This is a genomic window from Sporosarcina sp. FSL K6-3508, assembly GCF_038615825.1.
Taxonomy (GTDB): domain Bacteria; phylum Bacillota; class Bacilli; order Bacillales_A; family Planococcaceae; genus Sporosarcina; species Sporosarcina newyorkensis.
Window position 1 is genome coordinate 306,778 of sequence record NZ_CP152016.1, and the last position, 25,515, is coordinate 332,292.

A 25,515-nucleotide genomic window follows, 5' to 3' on the forward strand; every position below is an offset into this window, starting at 1 on the left:
ATGGAAAGTCTGGAAGGGGTGGATGGCATGTTCGGCGGTGTAAGCAGTGTACCTTCCTGGTTTTATTTAGTCGCATTTGCAGTCGTGTTATTACTAGTCCTGTTTATCGAATGGAAAACGAGATAACGATAGAATTTAAGAAGAAAGAAGGAAAAGCATGTTAACATTTGAAGAGAAACAACAGATTATAGAGGGATTTCCCGAACTTGTGAAAAAAGAAGTATCAATGAAGCGCTTAAACTATCATTATGAAGAGTCACTTTTTGATAAAACGGTCGTCGTGCAACATTTGCACCCGAACGGAAATGGCTTCGTCTACGTGGCGGATGTCAAAGGATATGAGCCGGATGAACGTGGCCTCGTCAATATCCGGGAGTTTTCTGCGGATGAATTGCGGACAGTAATCCAAGCTGCGATCAAAGGGCTGGCTACAGAAGCAGTCGAAGAAGAAATGCTTGAGGAAGTTTGGCAAAATGCAGAAGGACAGACATTGACACTTCTCGAAGAAGATGACTTTTTCAACGTCTATCATGGCTATAACTTGGAAGAGGGCTTTGGTGATTACGAAGAAGCGGCCGGCTATCTGAAAGAAGAAGGTTTTTCAGTCAAAACGAAATGAAGGCACTAGGAGTGAAATCAAATGAAAGGTAAAACAGTTGCAATCGGTCTAATTATTTTTGTAATTGTGGTAGTGGGGGCTGTGTATTTTATGGTACAAGCAACCTTCAAAAACAATCCTACGCAAAAAAATCATCAATCGATCGAAAACCAGTCGTATGTAGAACCTGGAACATTTGGCTGGCAATTAAAATAAAAAACAGCAGTACTCAGTGATCAACTGAGTACTGCTGTTTTTTTTTGGAACCTTGTGTGGAATTCATGAATTTAATTTTCCTTTACGAAGCATGAGATGTAAAAGATGTTTGACAGACTATACATCTTGTTTTATACTGGTGTCAAATAAGTTTTACACCAACTAGAAAATAAGGGTGCTGTTTTTATGGAAAATAAAATAAAAGAATATCGTAAAAAAAAGGGGATTTCTCAAGGAGGTTTAGCAGATCTATGTAATGTGAGCAGGCAAACGATTAATGCAATTGAGAATAACAAATATGATCCCAGTTTACAATTAGCTTTTAATCTTGCGAAGACTTTAGGTGTTACAGTTGATGATTTATTTTTGAGTGAGGGAGAGATTGAAAAATGAAAACTCGAAAATTAGGCGCCATTATAATTGGAACTACTACTTTGATTGTGGTCGGCTATTCCATTTTTAAATTTATTACCGAGAGAGAGTTTGGGTTCAATGAAGTGATAACAATCGGGGCGTTGTTGATGATGTTTTTCTCTGCAATTACTTGGGGGAATAAAGAAGAGAAAGACGGAATATTGCCAGAGGAAGAGCTTGGGCAAATGATTATGGAAAAAAGTTCGAAAGTAAGTTATTTTGTTCTAGTATTCTTTATTTTGATAGCCGTGGCTGCCGATAAAATGGTAAATGGTACAGTGAATATTTTTCTATTAGGTATTTTAGGTTTAGCGATGGTGATCTTGCCGTTTGTTGAATTTTTGATCGCCAAAAAATATCAGTGAGTATGTTTATTTATGGATAACTTCATTTGATTCTCATAGTTTTGTATTTGAATGCTTATCCATATAAGGAAAGTTTTTGTTTTGCTAAAATTGTAAATATATTAAAATGTATTGACTTTTCTAATCACTCTTTGCTAAGTTATTATGTATACATAATAATCAGTGACGAGAAAGAGTAAGAGAAGAACCCTGTTCTCCAGAGAGTCGGCGTTTGGTGAAAGTCGATGGGCAGATCTTATCCGAAAATCATCTCCGAGATGCAAAGTTGAAAATAGTAAACTTTGACGGTTTTCCACCGTTAAATGGAGCGCGTATGATAGTACGCTGACTGAGAGTCGGATTGTTTCTTTTTAATGAAACGTGCGGAATATGGGTGGTATCGCGAGCATAAACTCGTCCCTATTTAGGGGCGGGTTTTTTTTTGTGAAAAATAGAGGAGCGGTGCATCATGATAAACAAAGACAACATACGAGGTGGATTAAGTTGAGTAGGAAGAATGTGTTTTTTGCTGGGTTTATGCTTTTTTCTTTATTTTTCGGGGCGGGAAATCTTATCTTTCCGCCACTCCTTGGTTTAGAATCGGGGAGCAATTTTGGACCAGCGATTGCCGGTTTTCTCATCACGGGAGTCCTGCTTCCATTCATGGCGATCATGGCAATTGCCTTGTCTGATAACGGATTACTATCGATGGGAAGCCGAGTACATGGTATGTTTGGCATGGCTTTTGCAATTATTATCTATATGTCAATTGGGGCTTTTTATGGTATACCAAGAGCTTCCAACGTAGCGTACGAGCTGGGTTTCAAACAAGTCTTTCATGCCCAAGGATGGTTCCCGCTGCTTGTGTTCTCCTTGTTATTTTTTGTATTGACTTATTTTATCAGCTTGAATCCTAAGAAAATCGTTGATCGGATCGGTCAGCTCTTAACACCTATTTTATTGCTAGTTTTAGGTGTGTTAGTTGTTCAGGCTTTTGTTAAATTCGATAACATCGCCTCTTCAGCAGAAGGGGATTATGTATCAACTCCGTTTGTTAAAGGATTCTTGGAAGGCTATTTTACAATGGACGCAGTCGCAGCTTTGGCATTCGGAATTGTTGTGATCAATGCCTTGAAAGATAAAGGTGCGAAATCCAAGTCGGAACTGGTTAAAGGTGCATTTGGAGCTGCTTTCATAGCTGGACTTGGATTGGCCATTGTTTATTTCTCCCTAGGATGGATCGGCAGAGTGATACCGAAGAATAACAGTTTTGAAAATGGGGCAGAAATCTTAACCGAAGCTGCAAACTTATTATTCATGAGCGGCGGTGGTCTTCTATTTGGTTTAATTGTAATATTGGCATGCCTGACAACTTGTGTCGGTCTGATTAACGCTTGTTCGAGATTTTTCAACGAAATATATCCAAAGCTAAGTTACCAGGCATATGTCGCTATATTCGTATTGACCGGCTTGGTCGTGTCCAATTTAGGGTTGAACTTAATTCTTGAGTTGGCAACGCCTTTATTGGTGTTTATTTATCCGATTGCCATAGTTTTGGTCATACTTTCTTTATTCCAGCATTTTGCGGGCGGAGGCAAGACGATGTACCGGCTTTCAGTGATCGTGACCTCAATTTATGCGTTATACCAAGTATTGATCAGTCTCGGTTTTAAACTTGACGTCTTAACTAGTTTGCTGGGAGTAGCCCCATTCTTTGAACGAGGGCTGGGCTGGGTCTTGCCTGCGTTTGTTGCTGCCTTGGTTGGATATGTAATGGATAAGTCCGGCCGGCAAGTTCGCGAATGAAATGAAAGAACCGATTGGAGTAGGAGGGCCCTTGTTTATCCTTCCACAGGTTTATATTGTGGATTTTTAAGTATAGATGAAGCCTGCTGTCTCAATGTAATGCAAGATAGCAGGCTTTTATAAATTACACGTGTGCCCTACTTTATTTATCTTCTAAATAAACATCAAATTCTTTAACATACACTGCGTTTCCTGTTATTTCAATATCGTAGGACTCATTGTTTTTCGTAACATTCACCATGACCCTGCCGTCTTTTTCAATTTCATGACCTTGTTCTACTATAATATTTAGGGATTCTTCAAATCTGTCGCTTTTTATGTATTTGGCAAAAAATGCACCCATTACCCCCGAAGCAGTGCCTGTTACTGCGTCCTCCACAGTACCTGAAAACGGCGAGGAGAAATGTCGAGCATGCATATCAGCATCAGAGTCATATGCTTCCGTACAAAATGGATGAACAGAGGATTTTGGTATTTCTTTTAAGATAGCAGGAAAAACATTATTATTTGGTTTCATTCGTTTAAATGCCTCAAGATGTTTTATTGGAATTAATAGCGTCCAATTACCTGTGCTGCCATATAGGATAGGTAAGTCTCCATCGATATCTGATTCATTTAATCCTATTGAACTAGCTAAATCTTCTCTGGAACCGTTGAATTCATTAAATAGGGGTGAAGCTTGTTTCATTGTTATAAAAGTTTCACCTTCCGTAGATGATTTAACGTTTATTGGTAAAATTCCTGCCTTTGTTTCAATTGTAAAATTCGTTTTTTCATCTAATAAACCTTTTGATATTAATGAATAAACAGTTGCCATTGTCGCGTGACCACATAAGTTCATTTCGTGTCCGGGTGTAAAAAAACGTATTCTAAAGTCAGCAACTTCCGATTTAACCGGAAAAGCTGTCTCATTAAACCCCACTTTGAAAGCAATTTCTTGCATTTGAGCATCCGTCAATTCATCCCCGTTTAATACTACTCCCGCAGGATTCCCTTTATTAGGCTCCTTACTAAACGCATCGTAATGATAAACCTTTATAGATTCCACAACACATTCCTCCATTAGTAATATTAAAATTCTTTATTTTTGGCCATTACTACTTTTTAAATTATTCTTCTCTTGTTTACAATGATTGTTATCGGCTAAGGTATGTCTTGGATTAGTATTCAATCCCATGTGATAAAATTAGCGAATAGCACCTTATGAAGAAGGGAGAAAGGCCATCTTTAACCTTCCTCCCTAGTTATTTTCTGATTACCCAATTAGTTTACTTGCCTACATGTCGGTTCTGACCGTGGGAACGATATAATCCTTTGCCAAACGGCAACCACCAATTCCATTTGCCGAACAGCTTCATTAGACTCGGTACGAGCAACAATCGGATGATTGTCGCATCGATCGCTACTGCAATGGCGATTCCAACACCGATCTGTTTCACTGGCATGACATCCGTAAAAGCGAAAGCTCCAGTCAAAACGATCATGATGAGTGCAGCTGACGTAATGACTTTACTCGTTGTTGCGAGTCCTTCTACAGTCGATTTATCGTTATCAAATGAATAAGAGAACTCTTCCTGCATCCGCGAAATTAAGAATACCTCATAGTCCATGCTCAACCCAAACACTAAGCTAAAGACGATGACCGGAATAATGAGCGCGACCGTTCCAGGGTGCAAGCCGAAATGGCCGTACTGGAAAATATACACGAGTATTCCGAACGTAGCGGACAACCCTAGAATATTCATCAAAATCGCTTTGATTGGGATGATTAAGGAACGGAAAGCGAACATCAAGATGAAGAATGTTGAAACTACAATGATGAGCAACACATAGACGATATGATCTGCGATTTCATCGAAGATCTCCTGATTGAAACGAGGCTCACCGCCAATCAATAAGTTCCAGTGCGTATCTTTAGCGGACCAGTTCCGTACCCAATCTTGTGCTTCATTGGAACTGCCCGAAGCATTCAGCGTAACAGGAACGAGCAATCTGTTGCCGTCTATAAAACTTTGCATGACAGGATTCAGCTGTTCGTCCATCCCCGGTGCCATCATCGACTGCTCCCATTGATCGGGGGTTTCGATGCCGCTTACCGTGAAAATCGTTGAAACATCTTGGACTAGAGGGTCTTCCGTCACTTGTTCTTCGAGTTTCTTCAAGTCAGCCAGTCCGTCTGAATTCTCCCAGCCGCCAGAACGCTCAGCCAACAAGAAAACTGTACTTTCATTATCCAAGCCAAATGTTTCTTGTATCTGTTCAAACGCCAGGCGTGTATCGAATGATTCCGGCAACGAATCAATCTGCGGAATCGTAAGCTCCATATTGCGCACAGGAATTAACGCGATCGCCAATAGAACAAAGGCGACAATTGCAATCGACACAGGTCGTTTAATCACTGCATTCGCAAATTTGCGCCAACCGTTTGCTTCTTCACCGCGATCCTTCAGCAATCGTCCTTTATGGATACGATCACCAAGCATCAATAGTACAGAAGGTAATAAAGTAAGCGAAGCAACGACCGCCATACCGACAACGATCATCCCGCCAAGAGCGATATTTTCAAAGATATCGACTTTAATGAGCAACATTGCACCAAGTCCGATGAACACACAGACGGCAGAGAAGATAATCGAACGTCCTGCGGTCCGAATCGTCATGATCAAGGAATCGGAAAAGCTCCGCTTCTTCAACTCTTCCCGATAACGGCTAATGAACAATAAAGCAAAATCAATACTGAGCGCGAGACCGAGCATCGGCACGATATTCAGCACAAAAATAGACAAATCGACTTGATTGCCAAGTAGTGCGAGCACACCAAGCGAAGAAACGACCGTTCCGATCCCAACCAATAAAGGAACGACAGAAGCAACGACCGTCCCGAATGCAAACAGCAAGACGATAATGGCAATCGGCAATCCAATGGCCTCGGCAGTCATTAAGTCACGCTGACTTGCTTTGTTGATATCGTGTTCAAACGCGCCTCCGCCGGTTAACGTAATTCCTTTTTCGCCTTCGAATGATTCTCGAATATCGTCCACCACTTGCGGCATATCTTCAGGTTCTTTCTTAAATTGCAGCATCGCGTAGGAAAGCCCTTCTGAATACTGATCCTTTTCTTCCAAAGGAGAGACAATTTCAGATTTAATGTCAAGTGTGTCCAGCTTTGAAAGAGTGGATTTGATATCTTCATCGGACTTTTCGTCAAAAACTAAAAACAACGTCTCCGCAGGCAACCCAAAGTCCTCTGAGACAATCTTCATAACTTTTTCATGTTCACCGTCTACTCTGAAACCATCACCCGCGAGTAAACCGGGCAGTTGGATGGCGAAGTAGGTCATTACGCCAAACAGTAAAATCCAAAAGGCGAGAATCCATTTATAGGTCTTCGTCACGAACTTTGCAAAGCTATGCACGATAATTCCTCCTATCTGTTCAAACCAATCTATGTAATGATCGATACGAGCCGAGATTGTAAGTTCAATGACTATCATAACGAAGAACTGCATGAAAGTCTTGCGTGATTAGTTGGAGAAACACAAAAAAACCACTCCCTAAAAGGAAGTGGTTTGTGAAGTTAAATTAGTTTTTAGTAACGTTAGTTGCTTGAAGTCCGCGTTGTCCTTGTTCGATTTCGAAAGACACGTCTTGACCTTCTTCAAGAGTTTTGAACCCGTCGCCTTGGATAGCGGAGAAGTGTACGAATACATCGTCGCCATCTTCACGTTCGATGAAGCCATAACCTTTTTCTGCGTTAAACCATTTTACTTTACCTTGTTCCATGTTTGTTTCCTCCTCGTGTACAGTTGTGTACACATTGTATTACTATCCTTGCTCAATTCTTGAAAACGGTCGAGATGAAATCGTAGACCAACGTCGAACAAAAATAATTCTTCTTTATCATAACAGGAAATATCAGACATTGCAAGTTAAAAGTTTACTTATAAGAAAAGCGCTAATGTTTTATAAACAATGGCCGCGACGACTGCGGAGATCGGCATGGTGATGACCCATGTCAAAACGATTGTTTGGGCGACTCCCCATTTTACACCTTTCAAGCGCTGTGCAGACCCAACCCCCATGATGGATGAGGAGATGACGTGCGTCGTGCTGACAGGCAGGTGAAGGAGTGTAGCTCCAAAAATGATCGCAGCTGAGTTCAAATCTGCCGCAATTCCGTGAATCGGCCGGATTTTCATGATTTTACCGCCGACCGTCTTGATAATTTTATAGCCGCCAATAGATGTTCCGATTCCCATCGAAGTGGCCGCAGCAATCCGTACCCAGAGCTGGATGTCATCTGATGTTTGCAGTTCGGCCGCAATGAGTGCCATCGTGATGATCCCCATCGCTTTTTGCGCATCATTCGTACCGTGCGTGAACGATTGGATCGCGGCGGTCCCGATTTGCATATAGCGAATTCGTTTATTTGCTTTGAATAAATTACGGTTCTTCAACAAAGCCCGCAGTATCGTCATGACGATAAAACCACCGACTAATGCAATGACCGGGGAAAGAATGAGCGCTTGGATAATCTTGATGAATCCACTGTAGTTCAGAATACCAAAGCCGGCTGCTGCAATGGCGGCGCCTGCAATGGAGCCGATCAAGGCATGGGAAGAACTGGAGGGTATTCCGAAATACCAAGTCACCAAGTTCCAGATGATGGCGGAAACGAGAGCCGCCAGAATGACAAGGGAACCATTTTCCAATAAAAAGGGGTCTACGATATCTTTCGTAATGGTTTTGGCTACTCCTGTAAAAGTCAGTGCCCCGACAAAGTTCATTGCTGCCGCCATCAAGATCGCAGTCCGTGGTTTCAATGCACGGGTAGAGACAGAAGTAGCAATGGCATTTGCTGTATCGTGAAAACCATTGATGAAGTCGAATGCTAAAGCAAATACAACAACGAGAATGGTTAATATGAGAATCATATCCATTAACTATTACTCCTCACGCGTTTCGCATTATGATCGTTTCAATAGTGTTCGCTACATCTTGGCAATAATCTGCGACTTCTTCGAGCAATTCGTACAGATCCTTCAATTGAATAATTCGGATAGGGTCTTTTTCTCGAATGAATAATTGTTTGATGGACGTCCGAAGCACGTCATCACACACGCGTTCATATTCTTTGATCTGCACGGCATGCGTCCGCATTTCGACGAGCTTCTTCTTCGTCAGAAGTTCCATCGCTTTGACGATTTCGTCTGTGCTTTTGACAATATTGCTCATGAACTTCTGCATGTATTCATCAATTTCAATAAGTGAAAACATCTCCAGATTACCGAGGAAATGCTCAATTCCATCCAAAATATCATCCATTTTTATCGCTAGCTGCAAGATATCTTCTCTTTCGATCGGAGTCATGAATGATGTATTGAGCTTGGTGATCAGCTCATGGATCAGTGTGTCACCAGCAGTCTCATAGGCTTTCATTTGAATGCTGACTTCTTTCAGATCAGCTATTGTTTCGACTTTGAAGTCATCCGCATAGTGCAACGATTCTTGTACGTGTTTTGCAATATCCAATAAAGCAGTGAAGAACGGATCGGGTTTTCGTGGACTTAACATGTATTTTCCTCCATCTATTGTTGGAATCGATTGTGTAACTAAATTTAGCGAGGGACTCTAGCTTGTGAAAGTGGTGAAAGGAATTTCAGGTTAAATACACCTTAGCGCATTTGATTTACTCATCATACCAAAATATTTGTATAAAAAGATAGCGAATCGTGTAGAATTTTGGCATTTATATTTATTCAGCAGAAGAGCCTTACTTCTATAGGTGGGTGGTGAGATGAATATGATCCAATTCCCTGTTCTGTGGGTGTTCAAACGCTCGCTGAACAATAGAAGTACACAGGCTAAGATCACCACATCCTGTGGCAAAGGTTAACTGACCTGCTTCACGCGGGCCTAAGCACAATTAAAAATCTGTACGCAATTACGCCGAAGCGTAATTGATGCAGAACTTCAGAAAATCTTAAGAAACATCCTTATGGTTCCTTAAGAAGCTATTTATATACTAGAAAGCAGTACAGTTATGGGAGGAAAGAATGTTGATTACAGTACAAGATATAAACCATTCATTTTTAATCGGTAGAAAAGGCAAGGAAAGCAATGTGCCAGTGCTGAAAAATATTTCATTTTCGGTGAAACAAGGTGAAATTGTCTCGATTGTCGGACGAAGCGGCTCAGGCAAATCGACGCTGCTTCATATATTGGCAGGTTTTTTAAAGCCGGACAGCGGAGAAATAGTAGTGAAGGATACGGTTACTTCTGTGTTTAATGAACAGCAAAGTGCACAGTTTCGACTTGAAAATTACGGCTTCATTTTTCAAAATTTCCAGCTCATGCCTGGTTTAACGGCATTCGAGAATGTTGAATTACCGCTGAAATTAAAGGGAATGAACCGTCATCAGCGTAAAGACAAAGTTCAGCAGTTAATGAAGCATGTTGGACTGCAATCCGTACAAGATCATTATCCGAATGAGTTGTCGGGAGGTCAGCAACAGCGTGTCAGTATTGCTCGAGCATTGATTACCGATCCGCCGATCATTTTTGCTGATGAACCAACAGGCAGTTTGGATTCCGAGACAGAGCAGGAAGTTTTGGAGCTCATCCAAACACTTAACGACACGCGTGATATCACGTTTGTCATCATTACACACGATGATGAAGTGGCTCAAAGAGCGGATCGCATGTATCGGATGCATGACGGGATTTTGACGGAAGAAGGTGTTCCGAATGCAGTTTAAAGATCAGATTGATTTCATTCGCCAACATATTAAGAAAAATAAATTGCGCGTTTTCATGACTGTCCTTGCCGCTACGATGGGTACTGCTTTTCTTATCGTTCTGGCATCTGTCGGCTTCGGGATTCATGATACAATGCGTAGTCTTATGTTGGAAAATCGCTTGGTTACGCAGATTGAAGTGTATTCCGATGACCTAGGAGCAGAGGAAGCAGAAGAAATGAAAGGGATCGACCATGTTAAAGCAGTTGTGATGCATCAGGGAGCGAATGCAATGCAGCAAGCATCGCTCGGGAAGTATACAACGCATGGAAATTTACTAGTTACGGACTTCAAGGAAGAGGCGAAAGTTGGGTTCGCCTTAGCGGAAGGGCGGCTACCGGAAAGTACCTACGAGGTTGTAGTAGGGAATGGATTCGCTGAAAGTTTAATAGACGAATCAGCTGCTGAAAAGCTAGCTGAAGCACTTCCTGAAGGGTCAGAGGAAGAGCCGGAAATCCCTTCGTATAAAGGAGAGTTGATCGGAAAGACGTTTACATATCAACTAGGAGATTACGGTACGGGCGAACTATATGATGATAAAACCGAGTTGACAATTGTTGGTGTCGCCAAAAAACCATCGAAAGACTGGTTAGTGGACAATAAAATTTATGCAGATGCCGCATTGATTCCAGAGCTTGAAAAAATCTATAAGCAAGATAAGAAGGAAGAGGTGACAGATCCACTATTCTCCAGCATGCTGTATGTCTACGCGGATGTTTTGGAAAACGTAAAGTCTGTCACGAGTGAACTAAAGGACCAAGGCTATAATGTCTATTCCATTTCAGAAGAACTGGACCAAATCGATGTGTTTTTCCTTGCGTTAAAAGCAGGTCTCGTTTTCGTCGGTACAATTGCCATATTGATTTCATCAATCGGGATATTCAACACAATGACGATGGCGGTGACGGAACGGACGCGGGAAATCGGCGTTATGAAGGCGATCGGTGCCCAGCCGAAACTCATCCAGCGACTCTTTTTGATGGAAAGTGCTTGGATCGGTGTTGTCGGGACTGTACTGGCGATCATCATTTCCTATGCCGTCAGCTTGGTTTCAAACTGGCTATTGCCAATTATTGTAGGAGCGGCTATCGGTGAAGAAGATTTTGCTGAACTAAATGTCACATTCTCAGTGATCCCATGGCAGCTCGTCGTCATAGCGTCAGCCATCAGCCTAACGGTGGCAATCGTCTCGGGCTGGAGACCAGCGAGAAAGGCTACGAGGATTGATGTGATTGATGCGTTGCGAAGAGAATTGTGAAGCGAAAAGTATGGTAGGGAAGGGAATGTGCGGTGCGCGGCCGGTTTGGTTCGTATGCCGGGACGTTTGGTTCGGTTCAGCTTGCTGAAGGTGCGGTCTTGGAGGGTATTAGTTCGGTCTAACGGTGTTTTGGCTCGGTGTGATGAGACTTTGGTGCGTTCCTTCGCTTTACCAGCTTGGTAACACGGGAAAAGGGCTGTACCTGGAAGTTCAGGACAGCCCTTGAATTCAAGATGATTTTATTTTGAAACTTCCAGCTCATTTTCTTGTGGCTCGTTCACGTCATCAGACCATAATCCATCCTCAGTGGCGGCAACGACGACGGAAGCGGAGGCATCGCCTAGAATGTTCACAGTTGTCCGGAACATATCAAGAATCCGATCAATTCCAGCAATCAGGGCGATTCCCTCTAATGGAATGTTGACGGAGCTTAGTACCATGGCAAGCATGATGACACCGGCGCCTGGAACTCCTGCTGCACCGATTGATGCTAACACAGCAGTCAGTACAACCATCAGAAGCTGCATTAACGATAATTCCAATCCATAGAATTGGGCGATGAAAACGACTGCCACCCCTTGGTAGATAGCTGTTCCGTCCATATTGATCGTTGCTCCGAGCGGAAGGACGAAGCTGCTGATTTTCTTCGGCACGCCTAAATTTTCTTGAGTATTTTTTATCGTCACAGGCAATGTTCCGGCACTACTGCATGTACTGAAAGCCACAATAGAAGCAGGAGCCATTCCTTTGAAAAATTTCATCGGGCTCATCTTGGCGAACTTTTTTACTGCCATCGAATAAACAAATAGAACATGTATAAAGCATGCAATGGCAACAGCTAGAATGACTTTTAATAATGGCATTAAAACACTTAATCCGTATTCACCGACTACTGGTGCAACTAATCCTAAAATCCCGATTGGCGCGAACCACATGACGATGCCGGTAATTTTATACATGATTTCAGCAAAGCCTTCAAAAAATTGATAGACGGGCTTTGCTTTTTTTCCTACTAGCGTGATGGCCAGGCCGACGAAGATTGCAAAAAATATAATCTGTAAAATGTTGCCTGAAGAAAGAGCAGTAAAAGAATTCTCCGGTATGATGTTTAGTAAAGTAGCAATTACTCCATCTGTTTCATTCACTTGCGCAGCTGCTTCAGGAACGCTGATATTTACCCCTTTGCCAGGCGAAATGAGGTAGGCGAATGCTAATCCGATGGCAACCGCTATGGCGCTGGTCACTAAATAATAAGAGACGGTTTTAACTCCTATTCTTCCTAACTGCTTTGGATCTCCCGTACTTGCAACACCGACAACTAAAGAAGCGAGGATAAGCGGGGCAATGATGAATTTAATTAATCGTAGAAATAAGTCCCCGAGTGGCTTTATTACCTCAATGGACGGACCGAAGATAACCCCTAAAATAATTGCAATCCCAAAAGCAATGAAAATCTGCGCCATTAAATTCCCTTTTAATCTCACATTTCTCTCTCCTTTTCAAGTAGTTGTGAGCGCTTTCGAAACTGATTGTCGCTTGCTTACTGGTTCCAATTAACTTGGCTTTCTTTAATGTTGACGGATTGATAAAAATCGCTTTCTTATAGAAATCAAGTCATTTAGCTCACCTCCCTTCTCGGAATGTATTATTAGAGACATCCTTAGTCAGAGATTCACCAGGCTCCATAACGGGTGTTTCAAAACTAGACGTGTCGGGATATTTTAATCCAGCTCCTGTATTTAAAGCGATGACCACTTCATTCGCTTTAATCCAATTCTCTTCACGTAATCTGCGTGCGGCTGAAAATGTGGAAGCTCCTTCCGGACAAATAAAAGTCCCTTCCATACGCGCAATTTTTCGTTGTTCTTCTAAAATGGTTTCATCGTCGATCGCGATTGCGCATCCATTTGTTTCATACAGCGATTGAAGCACTAAAAAGTCCCCTAAAGCTTTAGGAACATTCACTCCAAAAGCAATTGTTTCGGAATCAACCCAGAACTCTGATTCCATTTTGTTTTCTTTCCAGGCTTTCACTATCGGAGCGCATCCCTCAGCTTGAACGGCTACCAATCTGGGCAACTTATCTTCAGCAATCCAACCGAGGGTTTGAAGTTCTTTTAACGCTTTATAAATTCCAATTAATCCAACACCGCCGCCGGTAGGGTATAGAATTACATCTGGTACTTTCCAGCCCAGCTGTTCTGCGATTTCATAGCCCATTGTCTTCTTTCCTTCGATTCTATACGGTTCTTTCAGGGTGGAAACATCGAATAACGCATACTCCTTCACTGTTTGAGAAATTATTTTCCCTGCATCGCTAATTAATCCATTCACTAAATGAAGATCCGCCCCGGCGATTGCACATTCATTTCTTGTGATTTTTGGTGCATCTACCGGCATGACGATGGTTGAATTAATTCCTCCTCTGGCGGCATAAAGTGCCCACGAGGCTCCCGCATTTCCGTTGGTCGGCATCGCTAACTCTTGGATGCCTAATTCTTTCGCCATTGATACTCCTACTGCAGCTCCGCGAGCCTTAAAGGTTCCAGTGGGAATAATGCCTTCATCTTTCATAAGCAGGTTTGAGATGTCCATATCTGCACCAATCTGTTTCATCGGCAGAAGGGGGGTCATTCCTTCACCAAGAGTGACAACATTTTCTTTGTTTTGTACAGGCAGCAACTCATGGTAGCGCCATAAATCAGTATTCCTCGTAAGTAAATCTGTCGGTTTTAATACCTTGCCTATCTCTTTCAAATCATAATTCACTAGTAATGGGGAACCGCATTCACATAGCTGGTGTTTTCCTCCTGCGCTGAAACGTTTTTGACATTTAGGGCAATGAAGATGCGAAATATAGCTGAATTTCATCTGAAATCTCTCCTCCTGAAAGGCTAGTTCTTTCTTTTACGGTGACTAAAATAGTTTACGTATTGTTCCATCTTATGTTGGGAGGCTTTACAACATGCCGAACCTTGACACCCAGTAAAACCGAGGTGAATTTTGTCGTTTTCTGGCTGTGTGGCTACGGATAGAAGATCTCTCCTGTCAGAAGAGAATTCCTTCGTCGGATCCTAATTTATTGGGTTGTTTTTTAATCTTAATACCGACAGTGGAAGGATACTTACCTCTGCCTAAAACTAGGCTACAACCATGTTTCACAACGACTCTACTTTTAATTTATACCTTATAAAATAATTCGATTGTTCAAAAAACTTGAAATGCGCTATGCTAGAAAAAGTTAATTGAATACTTAAAACAGCTTGGAAGGAGAGGGGAAGGAACAGCCTTCTTAATTCATTTAACAGCCTCTGTTGAAACCGCTTTCAAAACAAATAGTTGGAGGGATTAATATGTTTTTTCGTTCATTTTTTGATGAGAGTTTAGCTCAAATGTCGTATTTGGTTGGTTGTCAGCAGACAGGAGAAGCCATTGTAATTGACCCGGCTCGTAGCATTGAACCCTATTTAGGGATGGCGAGGAAGAAGGGACTGAAAATAATTGCAGCAGCTGAAACTCACATTCATGCAGACTTCGTTTCTGGGTCTCGGGAGATTGCGCAACATTGTGATGCCACTTTGTACGTTTCGGATGAAGGCGACGAACAGTGGAAATACAATCAGCTGGAAGATATTGATTATGTCTTGTTGAAAGATGGCAGCACATTTATGATAGGTCAAATTGAATTCACTGTGATGCATACTGCCGGACATACACCAGAAAGTATTTCATTTGTTTTGACGGATAAGGGCGGTGGTTCTTCCCAACCCATGGGCATTTTCACAGGTGATTTCGTATTTGTCGGAGATATTGGCAGGCCTGATTTATTGGAGAAGGCTGTTGGAGTGATTGGTTCTGCGGAGCTTGGAGCAAGCCAGATGTTCCAATCGCTGCAGAAGTTTAAGCAATTGCCTGATTATCTGCAAGTTTGGCCGGGGCATGGTGCAGGAAGTGCTTGTGGTAAAGCACTTGGAGCAGTTCCTATGTCTACAGTTGGTTATGAGAAATTAAACAATTGGGCTTTACGGGAAGAAGATCAAGAAAACTTTATCAAGACTTTATTAACGGGGCAATCTACTCCTCCTAACTATTTTGCAATGATGAAAAAGTTGAACAAGATGGGACCGCCGCTAGTCAGTGAAGGGAAGACTAATAGAATCCGCACTGTAAAGGAATTGGAAGGTCATGATGCGAATGCAGTTTTAGTAGACACAAGAAGAGCTGCAGAATTTGCAAAAGGTCATTTGGAAGGGACAATCAACATCCCATTTAATCAATCTTTTACAAATTGGGCAGGAGAGTTAATTGACTACAATTCAGAAATCATACTAATCGCAGAGGAAAGCAAACTGAATGCGATCAAGGAGAGTTTATCTTCAATAGGTTTAGATCGCATTGTCGGTTTCATTGAACCGTTTGACGTTCTGGCTGATGACAAACAGTTGGAAAGTTACGGAGAAGTAGATGTCAAACAAGTACAGGAATACTTGCTCGATGATCAGTATCATCTGGTTGATGTTCGCAATGAATCAGAGTGGACGGAAGGCAGAATTGAAGGGGCCGAACACATGCCCCTTAATTTGCTAACAAAGCAACTCGATGATTTGCCAAAAGGAAAGACGTATCTTGTACATTGTAAGTCTGGTGCCCGATCAGCAATAGCCTCAAGCTTGCTGCAGGCTCATGGCTATAAAGACGTGATGAATGTAAAAGGCGGCTATTTAGCTTGGTTGAAGGAAACTAATAAACAAGCTCCAGTAATAAAGTAATCAAACAGGCCAATTGTTCATTTGGTTCCAACGTCTCTTATAGGAAACGAGTAGATAATATCAGTAATGAAATTATAAATCGGAGGTCGTTATAGTGAAGTATAACTTTGATGAAGTCATTAGTCGGTACAATACGGATTCGGTCAAATGGGACCACACAGAGAAGTTATTTGGTGATAAGGATATTCTTCCAATGTGGATAGCGGATATGGATTTTGTGTCCCCAAAACCTGTCGTAGAGGCGTTGAAGGAGAGAGCTGAACATGGAGTGTTTGGCTATACATCAAGGTCTAATGATTACTTCCAGGCATTTATAGACTGGGTGCAAAGACGTCATAAATGGGACATTCAGAAACGATGGATCCGCTGTACGCCGGGGATTATGCCAGCGTTAAGTATTGCAATTCAATCCTTCACAAATGAAGGAGATAAAGTTATTATACAAACCCCTGTTTATACGCCGTTCATGGAAGTAATCGAAAAAAATAATCGTGATATCGTATTAAATCCACTTAAGTATGAAAATGAAAGATATGAGATGGATTATGAAAACTTAGAAGAAGTCGTAGAGAACGAAGATGTTAAGATGATTATTTTATGTAACCCTCATAATCCGGCTGGTCGGGTTTGGTCTAAAGAAGAATTGACGAGACTGGGGGAAATATGCTTGAAAAATAATGTGCTAGTCATTTCTGATGAAGCTCATTTTGATATTGTTTATAAAGGTCATACCCATACGCCTTTTGCTAGCATTTCAGAAGAGTTCGCGGACCATTCCATAACGTGCACGGCTCCAAGTAAAACGTTCAATCTTGCTGGTGTTCAAATGGCTAATATTATTATTCCAAATAAAGAGTTACGGGATCCGTTTACGAAAATTATTGACATAATGTATTTAGGATTATCCAATACTTTTGGTGTGACTGCAGCTGAAAACGCTTATAAATATGGAGAAGAGTGGTTAGATCAATTTTTGGATTACTTAGAAGGCAATCTTACCTTTTTAACAACATTTATTGAAACGAATTTAAAGGAAATTAAAGTGATCCCGCCTGAGGGAACATATCTTGCTTGGTTAGACTGCAGGGCTCTTGGTTTGAATGCAAAAGAGCTTGAGGACTTCTTCCGTAAAAACGCCAAGGTGGCATTTGACGAAGGTTATACATTTGGTTTAGGAGGCGAAGGTTTTACAAGAGTTAACATGGCTTGTCCAAGGCATGTTTTAGAAGACGGCTTGCGAAGAGTAGAAAGGGCTGTGAAAGAAAATCTAGCTAAGAATGCAGAGGAGGTACGTTAATGGAAGCATTCCACATTTCTTTGATCATCATGATATTTGTGCTCCTTTGTGCTGCATTGTTCTACATGCAAAAGAAATTTGTATCGTTTTCTAAACGTGTCATGCTAGCGCTAGTTGTTGGGATTGTCTATGGACTAGCCATACAGTTTATCTATGGCCAAACATCATTTATTATCTCTGAATCTGCCGAATGGATCAATATCGTTGGAAACGGATTTATATCTTTGTTAAGAATGCTTGTAATCCCGTTAGTTTTCTTTGCAATTTTATCCGCCTTTACTAAATCCAAATTGGCAAATGATTTTGGTAAAATTGGCGGGTTAGTGATTGGGATGCTTGCTGGAACAGTGGCAATAGCGGCTGCAGTTGGAATATTCTCCGCTGGCTTATTCGGCTTAGAAGGAATGGAAATTACGCAAGGGGAAGCAGAATCTGTAGCGATAGAAAGTCATGGACAAAAGTTAGATGATTTAAATGCGATGTCGGTACCGGAAAAGGTTGTATCGATGCTGCCGATGAACATTTTTTATGACCTGACAGAAGCGCGTTCTACATCAGTTATCTCAGTCGTTATTTTTGCATCTATCCTCGGGATGGCATTCATGGGTGTAAAGAGAAAAGAACCCAAACAAGCAGAGATGTTCGCGTCAATTGTCGAAGCGATTTTTACAGTTGTGATGCGAGTTGTGACACTTGTTTTGCGTTTGACGCCATACGGGATTTTAGCATTAATGACAAATAAAGCTGCCACCAGTGATTTAGTCGCCTTTTGGAATCTAGGGAAGTTTATTTTAGCCTCATATTTTGCGATAGCTGTTATGTTTTTAATTCACTTGTTGCTCATTAGATTGGTAGGTTTGAATCCATTAACGTATATTAAAAAAATCATGCCGGTTCTTGTATTCGCATTTTCATCTCGGTCTAGTGCGGGGACATTGCCTATTAATGTTAGTACACAAAAGAAGAGTTTGGGAGTTTCTGAAGGGATCGCGGATATATCGGGCGCATTTGGAATAACGATCGGACAAAATGGATGTGCGGGAATCTATCCTGCAATGCTTGCGATTATGGTCGCTCCCACAGTAGGAATTGATCCATTTACACCATCGTTTATACTCATGTTACTTGTCACTGTAGTGATTGGGTCATTCGGCATTGCAGGCGTTGGTGGCGGAGCGACATTTGCCGGTCTTATTGTCTTATCAACGATGAACTTGCCTGTTGCAATTGTAGGACTACTTATATCAATAGAGCCACTCATAGACATGGCGCGTACGGCACTAAATGTCAGTGGAACTATGACGACAGGTGTAATAACGAGTAAAATCACAAAACAATTAGATGAAGAAGTATATAACAGTAAAGAGGAAAAAGCTGTACCTGAAGTCATTTGAAAAAAACTGAAAGTTACATACCTGTTGCATTCCTAACCATGCAACAGGTGCTTTCCTATGGGATAAACCAGCATGTTATGATAAGAAGGGACACGTCAAGGACGGAAAAGGTTAGGGAGTGACACTAATGAAGAAAGAAAGTTTAATAATGTTTTGCCGTGTGATTGAAGAAGGAAGCATTAGTCAGGCTGCCCGGACTAGCTTCATCTCACAACCAGCTGTAACCAGTCAAATTCGTCAATTGGAAAAGCATTACGGAGTTGCGCTGTTTGACAGAAAAGCTGGAAAACTAAAGCTTACTGAAGCAGGTTCAACTTTATATCCATATGCAAAAGAGATTATCGATAACTATAAACGCTCTGAAGAGGCTGTAAAATCTATTGCCAATAAAGATGCAGGCACGTTAAATATAGGGGCAAGTTTAACAATTGGTGAATACCTGCTTCCCAGAATACTAGGGGACTTCCAAAAAGAGCATAAAAATCTTAAGTTTAAATTAACCATTGGAAATACACCCAGCACCATATCCAGTTTGGAAAGTCGGGATATTGACATTGCGTTAGTAGAAGGAGCCTTTTTACATGATGAAGATTTTAAAATAGAAAAATTTGCGGAAGATCAACTGATTTTGATTGTCTCCAATGATCATAGATGGAGCGATAGAGATGAAATAGAAATAGAGGAATTGATTGAGGAAAAGATGATCTGGAGAGAAGAAAATGCAGGTATCAGAAAGATTGTAGAAAGAGTATTAGAAGAAAACAATACATTGGATAAAGTTAGAAGTTATATGGAACTGAGTAGCACGCAATCCATCAAAAGTGCCGTAGAAGCGGGCTTAGGCATTGGTATTATTCCGAAATTATCTGTCTTGAGAGAACTTGAATTAGGGGTTTTGAAACAAGTTTCGATTTCCGGCATTGATCTAATTAGGGATTTATGGTTAGTAGAATTACCGTCTCGGTTTCCTAAAAGAAGCATGGACGCCTTTATTGCCTATTTAAAGAAGGTAACAATGTAATCGTATCGAAAGCGTTCAAAAGCGTACGTTGAGAACACTAAACCCTCTGAGGTAGCAAAAGTAATCGTGCCTGCTTAGAAGTAGCAGCTAACTTCTTCAACGAAATCCGCAATAAACATAACCTGATAAAGCTGTCAAAGAAATTTGTCTTTCAATGACTATCTGTATAGCGCCGATTTATTAGTTACTGAATAAAATTGCTGCTTATAAGATTTGTCAGCTCATTGGTTATACAGCAATTATATGCTAGAAAAAATGGCCCTTCATTGTTAATTATACGGAATGGGCTATTTTATTTGGGACCTAACCTTATTATGAATATTAACTTGCTACCAGGAGGGGAACACGGATGGATTTTTTATTTATTATAACCATTTTTTTAATTGGTTTTATAGGTTCATATATTTCAGGGATGTTAGGTATAGGTGGTTCAATCATAAAGTACCCTATGTTGCTTTATATACCACCGTTATTTGGTTTAGTCTCTTTTAGCGCCCATGAAGTCTCGGGAATAAGTGCTATACAGGTGTTTTTCGCGACAATTGGTGGTGTTTGGGCTTACCGAAAAGGCGGATACTTAAATAAAAAGCTAATTATCAATATGGGTTCAAGTATTTTAATTGGAAGCTTTATTGGAGGATACGGCTCCAAACTAATGTCCGAAGGGGGAATAAACTTTACCTACGGCATCCTTGCTTTGATTGCCGCTGTTATGATGTTCATCCCTAAAAAAGGGATTGATGATATTCCCTTGAACGAAGTGACATTTAATAAATGGGTTGCCGGAGCCCTCGCCTTAATTGTGGGTATCGGAGCGGGAATCGTTGGGGCAGCTGGCGCATTCTTATTAGTTCCCATTATGCTGGTCGTATTAAAGATTCCCACACGAATGACTATTGCCTCTTCACTTGCCATAACATTCATTTCTTCTATTGGCTCAACCGTTGGAAAAATCACCACCGGGCAGGTAGATTACTATCCGGCATTCATTATGATTGTAGCAAGTTTAATTGCTTCTCCTTTAGGAGCAATGGCAGGAAAAAGAGTTAATACCAAAGTGTTACAGGTCATTTTGGCAGTACTGATACTCGCTACGGCATTGAAAATTTGGATGGATATCTTATAAATGCAGAAGGGACAGACACTGACAAAAATCACAATATTCCGATTTCATTGCGTTTTTTGCAGGTGTCTGTCCCTGTTCCCCATCATTCTCTGGGCTACACGACGGTGGCAGCTTCAGAAAGTGTTCTTAGAGATTATTCTAAGTCATCAATGAAACCTTCAGTCTCTTTTAACGGCTTGTCTTACGATGAATCCTTCCCAACAAATTCCAAAATATGGTTCTTCGTCAACACGTTGATTGGAAGAAGTATTTTCAGCAATAAACCCTTTAATTAAATTGTAGAAAATAAAATTTCTAATTACCCTCTTCGGTTGAATTATTTCCATCCTCTCACCACTGCCCAATTGTATTCAGTAATTGTTTTAAGCACTAATTATTATTAATCCTCTGCCAATATAATTTTCTTAACCCTTCAATTACCTCAAAGTTTACGAGGAAGGGTCAGATAACGTTACAACTCAAACGCTGTTCTGAACTGTTTTTTATTTAAAGCAGATTCCTTTTACCGAATAAACTTGCTTTCGTCAAATTTTCATAATCGGCTTGTATGATGAGGTTGGAGAGGAAATGGGGGACTTGAATGGCATCGACAAGTAAATTGATTTCCATATCTATTCTGGTCATCAGTGTAGCTGGCGGTATCTTGCTCTTTTATTTGATGAGTGAACTATCGAAGGAACAGCGAAAGAAGATGATTGGTGAAATGGTTTCGCAGCTAGTCAATTTTGTTCTATTTATGTGGGCTGGAAAAGTTCTTTTGAATTTTTCCGTTTTTATTAAGGATCCAATGGCGATATTGGCATACCCAGGTGATTCGGGCGCTTTCTATGCAGCTGTGTTATTCAGTGGGTTGCTCTTGACGTATAAGGTAAAGCGAGGACAACTGGAAGGCCTGGCAGTCCGAAAGGCTTTTGTTCATCTGTTTTTATTGGCCGCGTTTTTATATGAGTTTATTCAATACGCCTGGAACGATCAGATCTATTCATTGGGAAGCCTTATAATATTAGCGATCTTGCTGGGAGGGTTTACCTATTTGAATGGACGGATGGCAACGGGAAAGTTACTTGGGCTTTTATTGACAGTTTGGGCATGCGGGATGAGCGTGCTGATGGTGTTACAGCCTTACATAACGGTGTTCGGTTATATGATTAAACCGTGGTTCCTCCTCCTCTTTTTCGTGGCCAATGTGCTTTTGCTATTAAAACATTACAGGAAGGATGGACGATATGGGTGGAATTGAAACAGATACGGTATTGATTGTAGGGATGTTACTAGCAGTAGGAGCGGGGGCACTTTCTTTCTTGTCTCCTTGTGTGCTGCCTATTTTCCCGGCATATCTTTCCTATATTACGGGAATCAGCGTGAAAGAACTTCAGGGAAACCAAACGATAAAAATCCGTAGGAAATTAATTAGTCATTCCCTTGTATTTTTACTGGGTGTATCGCTTGTCTTCATCAGCCTGGGGGCCGGTGCTTCATTTTTCGGCCAGTGGATTTCAGAACTATTAAGAGGGGACTCCGGCTTATTTATCCAACGAATTGCCGGTATTTTCATTATAGTCATGGGGCTGTTTATAGGCGGATGGGTCAATATTACGGGATTGATGAAGGAACGTCGCATTCAATCTTCGAGGAGACCGACCGGCTATATCGGGACATTTTTCATCGGACTCGGGTTTGCAGCCGGCTGGACGCCTTGTATCGGTCCGATTTTCGGTTCTATTTTGATGCTGGCTGCGAGTAACCCGAGTCAGGGAATTTTCTACACGATTATGTATGTTATCGGTTTTGCGCTACCTTTCCTTATCTTGACATTTTTCCTTGGCTCGACAAAGTGGATTGTCCGCCGCAGCGAGATCATCATGAAAGTGGGAGCAGTCATCATGATCTTGATGGGTATCGTATTGTTTTTTGGCTTAATGCCATTAATTACAGGGTGGTTACTTGATTTAGTGGATGGCACGTGGTTATCAAACCTGGGATGAATAGGGAGGAATCATGAGTGAAGAAGAGCATGGTGTTACTAGCTGTTGTAATGGTCTTGGTCGGTTGGGCCGTTTATGACTTTTCCTTTTCAAAAAAGGAAACAGCAAAGGGCCGACCGCTTCAGGCAGAGGTTTCTAGTCCAGTAGATTCCAATGAAATCGGAATTCAGCGTGGCCAATTGGCACCTGACTTTGAATTGAAGACATTGGAAGGGAAGACAGTCCAATTATCAGATTATAAAGGACAGCGGGTTTTATTGAATTTTTGGGCGACTTGGTGTCCGCCCTGCAGAGCTGAGATGCCTGATATGCAAAAGTTGTATACGAAAAGTAACTTGGATGTTGAAATATTGGCAGTCAATCTAACATCTACAGAAAACAATGAAGAAGTGGTCGCTCCATTTGTGGAGGAATATGGGCTGACATTTCCTGTCTTAATGGACAGAAGCTCAGAAGTGAGCAATCTATATAGCGTCTATGCGTATCCTACAACGTACATGATTGATTCGGCTGGCCGAATCCAATTCGTTGCACTTGGGGCAATAAATTATGATTTGATGGTACAAGAAGTGGAGAAGATGAAATAAGGACTTAACGATTGTACAATAACGAGGAGGTGATCAGGTGAAGCAGACAATATTGGTAGTTGAAGATGATCAGCTAATCCGTGAATTAATTTGCATCTATTTGAAAAAAGACGGATACGATGTAATTGCGGCGGTCGATGGCGAAGAAGCGAAAGAACTTTTCCTAATGCATCATCCTTGTTTGATTGTACTAGATCTGATGCTGCCAAAATGCAGTGGGGAAGAATACTGTAAGTGGGTGAAAGACCAAGGGTTAAATGAAGTTTCTATTATTATGCTCTCTGCGAAAGTCCATACGAATGATAAAATTAACGGATTGCGAATGGGTGCCGATGATTATATGACAAAACCGTTTGATCCGGATGAACTCCTTGCACATGTGGAGGCGGTCTTGCGAAGAACCGGTCAGTTCTGCCAAAAGATTGCTTACGATGGGCTATGCATCAAACCTAGAAAGGGAGAAGTGCTGCTTTTCGATCAAAAAATAAATTTGACGAAACACGAATTTAATTTATTATTTCATTTCATGGAAAATCCGAATATCGTTTTGACACGGGAGGACCTCCTTCACCAATTGTATCCGTATGGCGATAAGGTTGTGTTGGATCGGACCATCGATGCTCATGTAAAGAAACTAAGAGAAAAAATCGAAGAGGTTCCTTCTTCCCCTAAACGCATTCTAACGGTACGGGGAATGGGATATAAATTTGCGCATGATTAAGTTAGTCAGGACATTTCTGCCGAAACAGCTCCTCTGGCGGCTGACTTTTTTGAATGTCTTCGCAATCTCGCTTTTCATCATCCTGAGCAGTTTCGCTATTTATAATACAGCCTGTGTGCTGGTGGATGGGATGGGAACGATGGATGAACAACGGCAAAATCATTTTAATGCCACCCTGTTACAATATTTATGGATATTCAGCATATCCACCATTTTAATGGGAAGCCTCATTCATTTTTATTTAACATGGAAGTTGATCCGTCCATTAGAAGAACTGATTGAATCGACTAAAGACATGAAAAAAGGACGTTATCCCGATATGATCCAAACAAAATCCAGAGGAGAAATAGGGGAATTGATCATCCATTTTAATGAATTGGTGCAACAATTGAAAAACAATCAGCAATCTCGCCAGAAGCTTGTAACGGATCTTTCCCATGAATTCCGAACCCCTTTGTCGAATTTAACGAGCTATCTTATTGCTTTACGTAATGGTGTGATTGTAGGAGATAGAGAATTATTCGATGCACTGAGCGGTGAATCGAAACGTCTAACTACGATGGTGGAGCAGCTGGAGCAATTAAAGGAATGGGATTACGTTGCGAAACAAACGTTCACAGAAAAAGAACGGGTAGATATGCGATTGCTGATAGAACAATCCATTGAAATGTTTCATTGGACGTTAGAGGAAAAAGGTATCCCCGTAATAGTTGAAGCCGATGTTGGAATGGTAAATGTATACAACGGTGGCATCCCACAAGTTCTCAGCAACATCATCGATAACGCCATTCGCTATTATGAAGGGAAAGAGCCCATCATAATACATGGTGAATCTACGGAAGAAGGTTATCGGGTTTCAATCAGCAGTGAAGGTCAAGAGATCACAGAGGCAGAAAGAACTAAAGTGTTTGAAAGGTTTTATCAAGGTGACGCACCGCGAAGTCATAGGACAGGTGGAACAGGACTTGGTCTGGCGATTTCTAAAGAGATCATCGAGCATCATAATGGTCGGGTTGGATTAAATTCCATAAAGAACCACTATCATACTTTTTGGTTCACAATACCGCTTGAATAGTCAGTTTCTATGTAAGTATTTACAAAAGTAATGCATCAATTGTGCTTCCGGCTGTTTACCATTTTCAAAATTTGATGTTTACTGCTCATGCTGAATTTGTGATATGT

Annotated in this window: 25 protein-coding genes and 1 other annotated feature; of the genes, 18 read left to right on the forward strand and 7 right to left on the reverse strand. The window is 41.2% G+C overall.

Annotated elements, in window-relative coordinates:
• The 6 genes from MKX97_RS01490 to brnQ all read left to right on the forward strand — a co-directional run bounded on the left by MKX97_RS01490 (nucleotide 1) and on the right by brnQ (nucleotide 3,378).
• On the forward strand, nucleotides 1-126 hold the full coding sequence (locus MKX97_RS01490) for a hypothetical protein (RefSeq protein ID WP_009766471.1): 126 nt from the start codon (nucleotides 1-3) through the stop codon (nucleotides 124-126).
• Between the two features lie 31 nt (nucleotides 127-157).
• Nucleotides 158-619 (forward strand): hypothetical protein, encoded by a 462-nt coding sequence (locus MKX97_RS01495; protein ID WP_342536748.1) that lies wholly within the window; start codon nucleotides 158-160, stop codon nucleotides 617-619.
• A gap of 21 nt (nucleotides 620-640) precedes the next feature.
• Nucleotides 641-814, forward strand: a complete 174-nt coding sequence (locus tag MKX97_RS01500; protein WP_342536749.1) for a hypothetical protein — start codon at nucleotides 641-643, stop codon at nucleotides 812-814.
• Nucleotides 815-1,000: 186 nt separating this feature from the next.
• A complete protein-coding gene (locus MKX97_RS01505; protein WP_342536750.1) occupies nucleotides 1,001-1,207 on the forward strand; it encodes a helix-turn-helix transcriptional regulator in 207 nt (68 codons plus the stop codon).
• Complete coding sequence (locus MKX97_RS01510) at nucleotides 1,204-1,593, forward strand: hypothetical protein (protein ID WP_342536751.1); 390 nt, start codon at nucleotides 1,204-1,206, stop codon at nucleotides 1,591-1,593. Before MKX97_RS01505 ends, MKX97_RS01510 begins: the two co-directional genes overlap by 4 nt.
• Before the next feature lie 153 nt (nucleotides 1,594-1,746).
• Nucleotides 1,747-1,997: a binding site (T-box leader), on the forward strand.
• 79 nt (nucleotides 1,998-2,076) lie between these two features.
• Nucleotides 2,077-3,378: a branched-chain amino acid transport system II carrier protein gene (gene brnQ, locus MKX97_RS01515; protein WP_342536752.1), complete on the forward strand. Its 1,302-nt coding sequence runs from the start codon at nucleotides 2,077-2,079 to the stop codon at nucleotides 3,376-3,378.
• Between the two features lie 142 nt (nucleotides 3,379-3,520).
• On the opposite strand, the gene MKX97_RS01520 is transcribed toward brnQ, so the two are convergent.
• From MKX97_RS01520 to MKX97_RS01540, 5 genes are all read right to left on the reverse strand, one after another.
• Nucleotides 3,521-4,426 (reverse strand): PhzF family phenazine biosynthesis protein, encoded by a 906-nt coding sequence (locus MKX97_RS01520; protein ID WP_342536753.1) that lies wholly within the window; start codon nucleotides 4,424-4,426, stop codon nucleotides 3,521-3,523.
• Nucleotides 4,427-4,646: 220 nt separating this feature from the next.
• On the reverse strand, nucleotides 4,647-6,794 hold the full coding sequence (locus tag MKX97_RS01525) for an MMPL family transporter (protein ID WP_342536754.1): 2,148 nt from the start codon (nucleotides 6,792-6,794) through the stop codon (nucleotides 4,647-4,649).
• 166 nt (nucleotides 6,795-6,960) lie between these two features.
• Entirely contained in the window at nucleotides 6,961-7,161 is a 201-nt protein-coding gene (locus tag MKX97_RS01530; protein ID WP_009766462.1) for a cold-shock protein, read from the reverse strand.
• Between the two features lie 158 nt (nucleotides 7,162-7,319).
• Complete coding sequence (locus tag MKX97_RS01535; RefSeq protein WP_009766461.1) at nucleotides 7,320-8,318, reverse strand: inorganic phosphate transporter; 999 nt, start codon at nucleotides 8,316-8,318, stop codon at nucleotides 7,320-7,322.
• Between the two features lie 13 nt (nucleotides 8,319-8,331).
• On the reverse strand, nucleotides 8,332-8,952 hold the full coding sequence (locus MKX97_RS01540; RefSeq protein WP_009766460.1) for a DUF47 domain-containing protein: 621 nt from the start codon (nucleotides 8,950-8,952) through the stop codon (nucleotides 8,332-8,334).
• 485 nt (nucleotides 8,953-9,437) lie between these two features.
• On the opposite strand from MKX97_RS01540, the gene MKX97_RS01545 reads away from it, so the two are divergent.
• Both MKX97_RS01545 and MKX97_RS01550 read left to right on the forward strand, forming a co-directional pair.
• Entirely contained in the window at nucleotides 9,438-10,136 is a 699-nt protein-coding gene (locus tag MKX97_RS01545) for an ABC transporter ATP-binding protein (protein WP_040759045.1), read from the forward strand.
• Nucleotides 10,126-11,433, forward strand: coding sequence for an FtsX-like permease family protein (locus MKX97_RS01550; RefSeq protein ID WP_009766458.1), 1,308 nt, complete (start codon nucleotides 10,126-10,128; stop codon nucleotides 11,431-11,433). Before MKX97_RS01545 ends, MKX97_RS01550 begins: the two co-directional genes overlap by 11 nt.
• 239 nt (nucleotides 11,434-11,672) lie before the next feature.
• On the opposite strand, the gene MKX97_RS01555 is transcribed toward MKX97_RS01550, so the two are convergent.
• Together MKX97_RS01555 and MKX97_RS01560 are read right to left on the reverse strand one after the other, a co-directional pair.
• Complete coding sequence (locus MKX97_RS01555; protein WP_342537470.1) at nucleotides 11,673-12,896, reverse strand: dicarboxylate/amino acid:cation symporter; 1,224 nt, start codon at nucleotides 12,894-12,896, stop codon at nucleotides 11,673-11,675.
• 160 nt (nucleotides 12,897-13,056) lie between these two features.
• Entirely contained in the window at nucleotides 13,057-14,304 is a 1,248-nt protein-coding gene (locus MKX97_RS01560) for a threonine synthase (protein ID WP_342536757.1), read from the reverse strand.
• Nucleotides 14,305-14,786: 482 nt separating this feature from the next.
• Between MKX97_RS01560 and MKX97_RS01565 the strand changes: the two genes are divergently transcribed.
• The 10 genes from MKX97_RS01565 (at nucleotide 14,787) to MKX97_RS01610 (ending at nucleotide 25,408) form a co-directional block, all read left to right on the forward strand.
• On the forward strand, nucleotides 14,787-16,202 hold the full coding sequence (locus MKX97_RS01565; protein WP_342536759.1) for an MBL fold metallo-hydrolase: 1,416 nt from the start codon (nucleotides 14,787-14,789) through the stop codon (nucleotides 16,200-16,202).
• A 94-nt stretch (nucleotides 16,203-16,296) separates the two neighbouring features.
• Nucleotides 16,297-17,499, forward strand: coding sequence for a MalY/PatB family protein (locus MKX97_RS01570; protein ID WP_342536760.1), 1,203 nt, complete (start codon nucleotides 16,297-16,299; stop codon nucleotides 17,497-17,499).
• Nucleotides 17,499-18,893, forward strand: coding sequence for an L-cystine transporter (locus MKX97_RS01575; RefSeq protein ID WP_342536761.1), 1,395 nt, complete (start codon nucleotides 17,499-17,501; stop codon nucleotides 18,891-18,893). Before MKX97_RS01570 ends, MKX97_RS01575 begins: the two co-directional genes overlap by 1 nt.
• A gap of 127 nt (nucleotides 18,894-19,020) precedes the next feature.
• Nucleotides 19,021-19,914, forward strand: coding sequence for a LysR family transcriptional regulator (locus MKX97_RS01580; protein ID WP_009766451.1), 894 nt, complete (start codon nucleotides 19,021-19,023; stop codon nucleotides 19,912-19,914).
• 349 nt (nucleotides 19,915-20,263) lie between these two features.
• The gene (locus MKX97_RS01585; RefSeq protein WP_078817549.1) at nucleotides 20,264-21,040 is read left to right on the forward strand and encodes a sulfite exporter TauE/SafE family protein; all 777 of its coding nucleotides are present in this window, start codon (nucleotides 20,264-20,266) and stop codon (nucleotides 21,038-21,040) included.
• A gap of 580 nt (nucleotides 21,041-21,620) precedes the next feature.
• The gene (locus MKX97_RS01590) at nucleotides 21,621-22,280 is read left to right on the forward strand and encodes a hypothetical protein (protein ID WP_342536762.1); all 660 of its coding nucleotides are present in this window, start codon (nucleotides 21,621-21,623) and stop codon (nucleotides 22,278-22,280) included.
• Entirely contained in the window at nucleotides 22,267-23,025 is a 759-nt protein-coding gene (locus MKX97_RS01595) for a cytochrome c biogenesis protein CcdA (RefSeq protein ID WP_040758624.1), read from the forward strand. The genes MKX97_RS01590 and MKX97_RS01595 overlap by 14 nt, the downstream gene beginning before the upstream one ends.
• Nucleotides 23,026-23,042: 17 nt before the next feature.
• The gene (locus tag MKX97_RS01600) at nucleotides 23,043-23,612 is read left to right on the forward strand and encodes a TlpA disulfide reductase family protein (protein ID WP_078817547.1); all 570 of its coding nucleotides are present in this window, start codon (nucleotides 23,043-23,045) and stop codon (nucleotides 23,610-23,612) included.
• A gap of 37 nt (nucleotides 23,613-23,649) precedes the next feature.
• Nucleotides 23,650-24,333 (forward strand): response regulator transcription factor, encoded by a 684-nt coding sequence (locus MKX97_RS01605; RefSeq protein WP_078817546.1) that lies wholly within the window; start codon nucleotides 23,650-23,652, stop codon nucleotides 24,331-24,333.
• A complete protein-coding gene (locus MKX97_RS01610) occupies nucleotides 24,326-25,408 on the forward strand; it encodes an ATP-binding protein (protein ID WP_078817545.1) in 1,083 nt (360 codons plus the stop codon). Before MKX97_RS01605 ends, MKX97_RS01610 begins: the two co-directional genes overlap by 8 nt.
• Nucleotides 25,409-25,515 lie beyond the last annotated feature (107 nt).

Bases quoted from the DNA above. Each gene is read 5' to 3' on its own strand.
- MKX97_RS01490 (WP_009766471.1), top strand. From the start codon at position 1: ATGGAAAGTCTGGAAGGGGTGGATGGCATGTTCGGCGGTGTAAGCAGT.
- MKX97_RS01495 (WP_342536748.1), top strand. From the start codon at position 158: ATGTTAACATTTGAAGAGAAACAACAGATTATAGAGGGATTTCCCGAA.
- MKX97_RS01500 (WP_342536749.1), top strand. From the start codon at position 641: ATGAAAGGTAAAACAGTTGCAATCGGTCTAATTATTTTTGTAATTGTG.
- MKX97_RS01505 (WP_342536750.1), top strand. From the start codon at position 1,001: ATGGAAAATAAAATAAAAGAATATCGTAAAAAAAAGGGGATTTCTCAA.
- MKX97_RS01510 (WP_342536751.1), top strand. From the start codon at position 1,204: ATGAAAACTCGAAAATTAGGCGCCATTATAATTGGAACTACTACTTTG.
- MKX97_RS01530 (WP_009766462.1), bottom strand. From the start codon at position 7,161: ATGGAACAAGGTAAAGTAAAATGGTTTAACGCAGAAAAAGGTTATGGC.
- MKX97_RS01535 (WP_009766461.1), bottom strand. From the start codon at position 8,318: ATGGATATGATTCTCATATTAACCATTCTCGTTGTTGTATTTGCTTTA.
- MKX97_RS01540 (WP_009766460.1), bottom strand. From the start codon at position 8,952: ATGTTAAGTCCACGAAAACCCGATCCGTTCTTCACTGCTTTATTGGAT.
- MKX97_RS01550 (WP_009766458.1), top strand. From the start codon at position 10,126: ATGCAGTTTAAAGATCAGATTGATTTCATTCGCCAACATATTAAGAAA.
- MKX97_RS01555 (WP_342537470.1), bottom strand. From the start codon at position 12,896: ATGGCGCAGATTTTCATTGCTTTTGGGATTGCAATTATTTTAGGGGTT.
- MKX97_RS01560 (WP_342536757.1), bottom strand. From the start codon at position 14,304: ATGAAATTCAGCTATATTTCGCATCTTCATTGCCCTAAATGTCAAAAA.
- MKX97_RS01565 (WP_342536759.1), top strand. From the start codon at position 14,787: ATGTTTTTTCGTTCATTTTTTGATGAGAGTTTAGCTCAAATGTCGTAT.
- MKX97_RS01575 (WP_342536761.1), top strand. From the start codon at position 17,499: ATGGAAGCATTCCACATTTCTTTGATCATCATGATATTTGTGCTCCTT.
- MKX97_RS01580 (WP_009766451.1), top strand. From the start codon at position 19,021: ATGAAGAAAGAAAGTTTAATAATGTTTTGCCGTGTGATTGAAGAAGGA.
- MKX97_RS01585 (WP_078817549.1), top strand. From the start codon at position 20,264: ATGGATTTTTTATTTATTATAACCATTTTTTTAATTGGTTTTATAGGT.
- MKX97_RS01590 (WP_342536762.1), top strand. From the start codon at position 21,621: ATGGCATCGACAAGTAAATTGATTTCCATATCTATTCTGGTCATCAGT.
- MKX97_RS01595 (WP_040758624.1), top strand. From the start codon at position 22,267: ATGGGTGGAATTGAAACAGATACGGTATTGATTGTAGGGATGTTACTA.
- MKX97_RS01610 (WP_078817545.1), top strand. From the start codon at position 24,326: ATGATTAAGTTAGTCAGGACATTTCTGCCGAAACAGCTCCTCTGGCGG.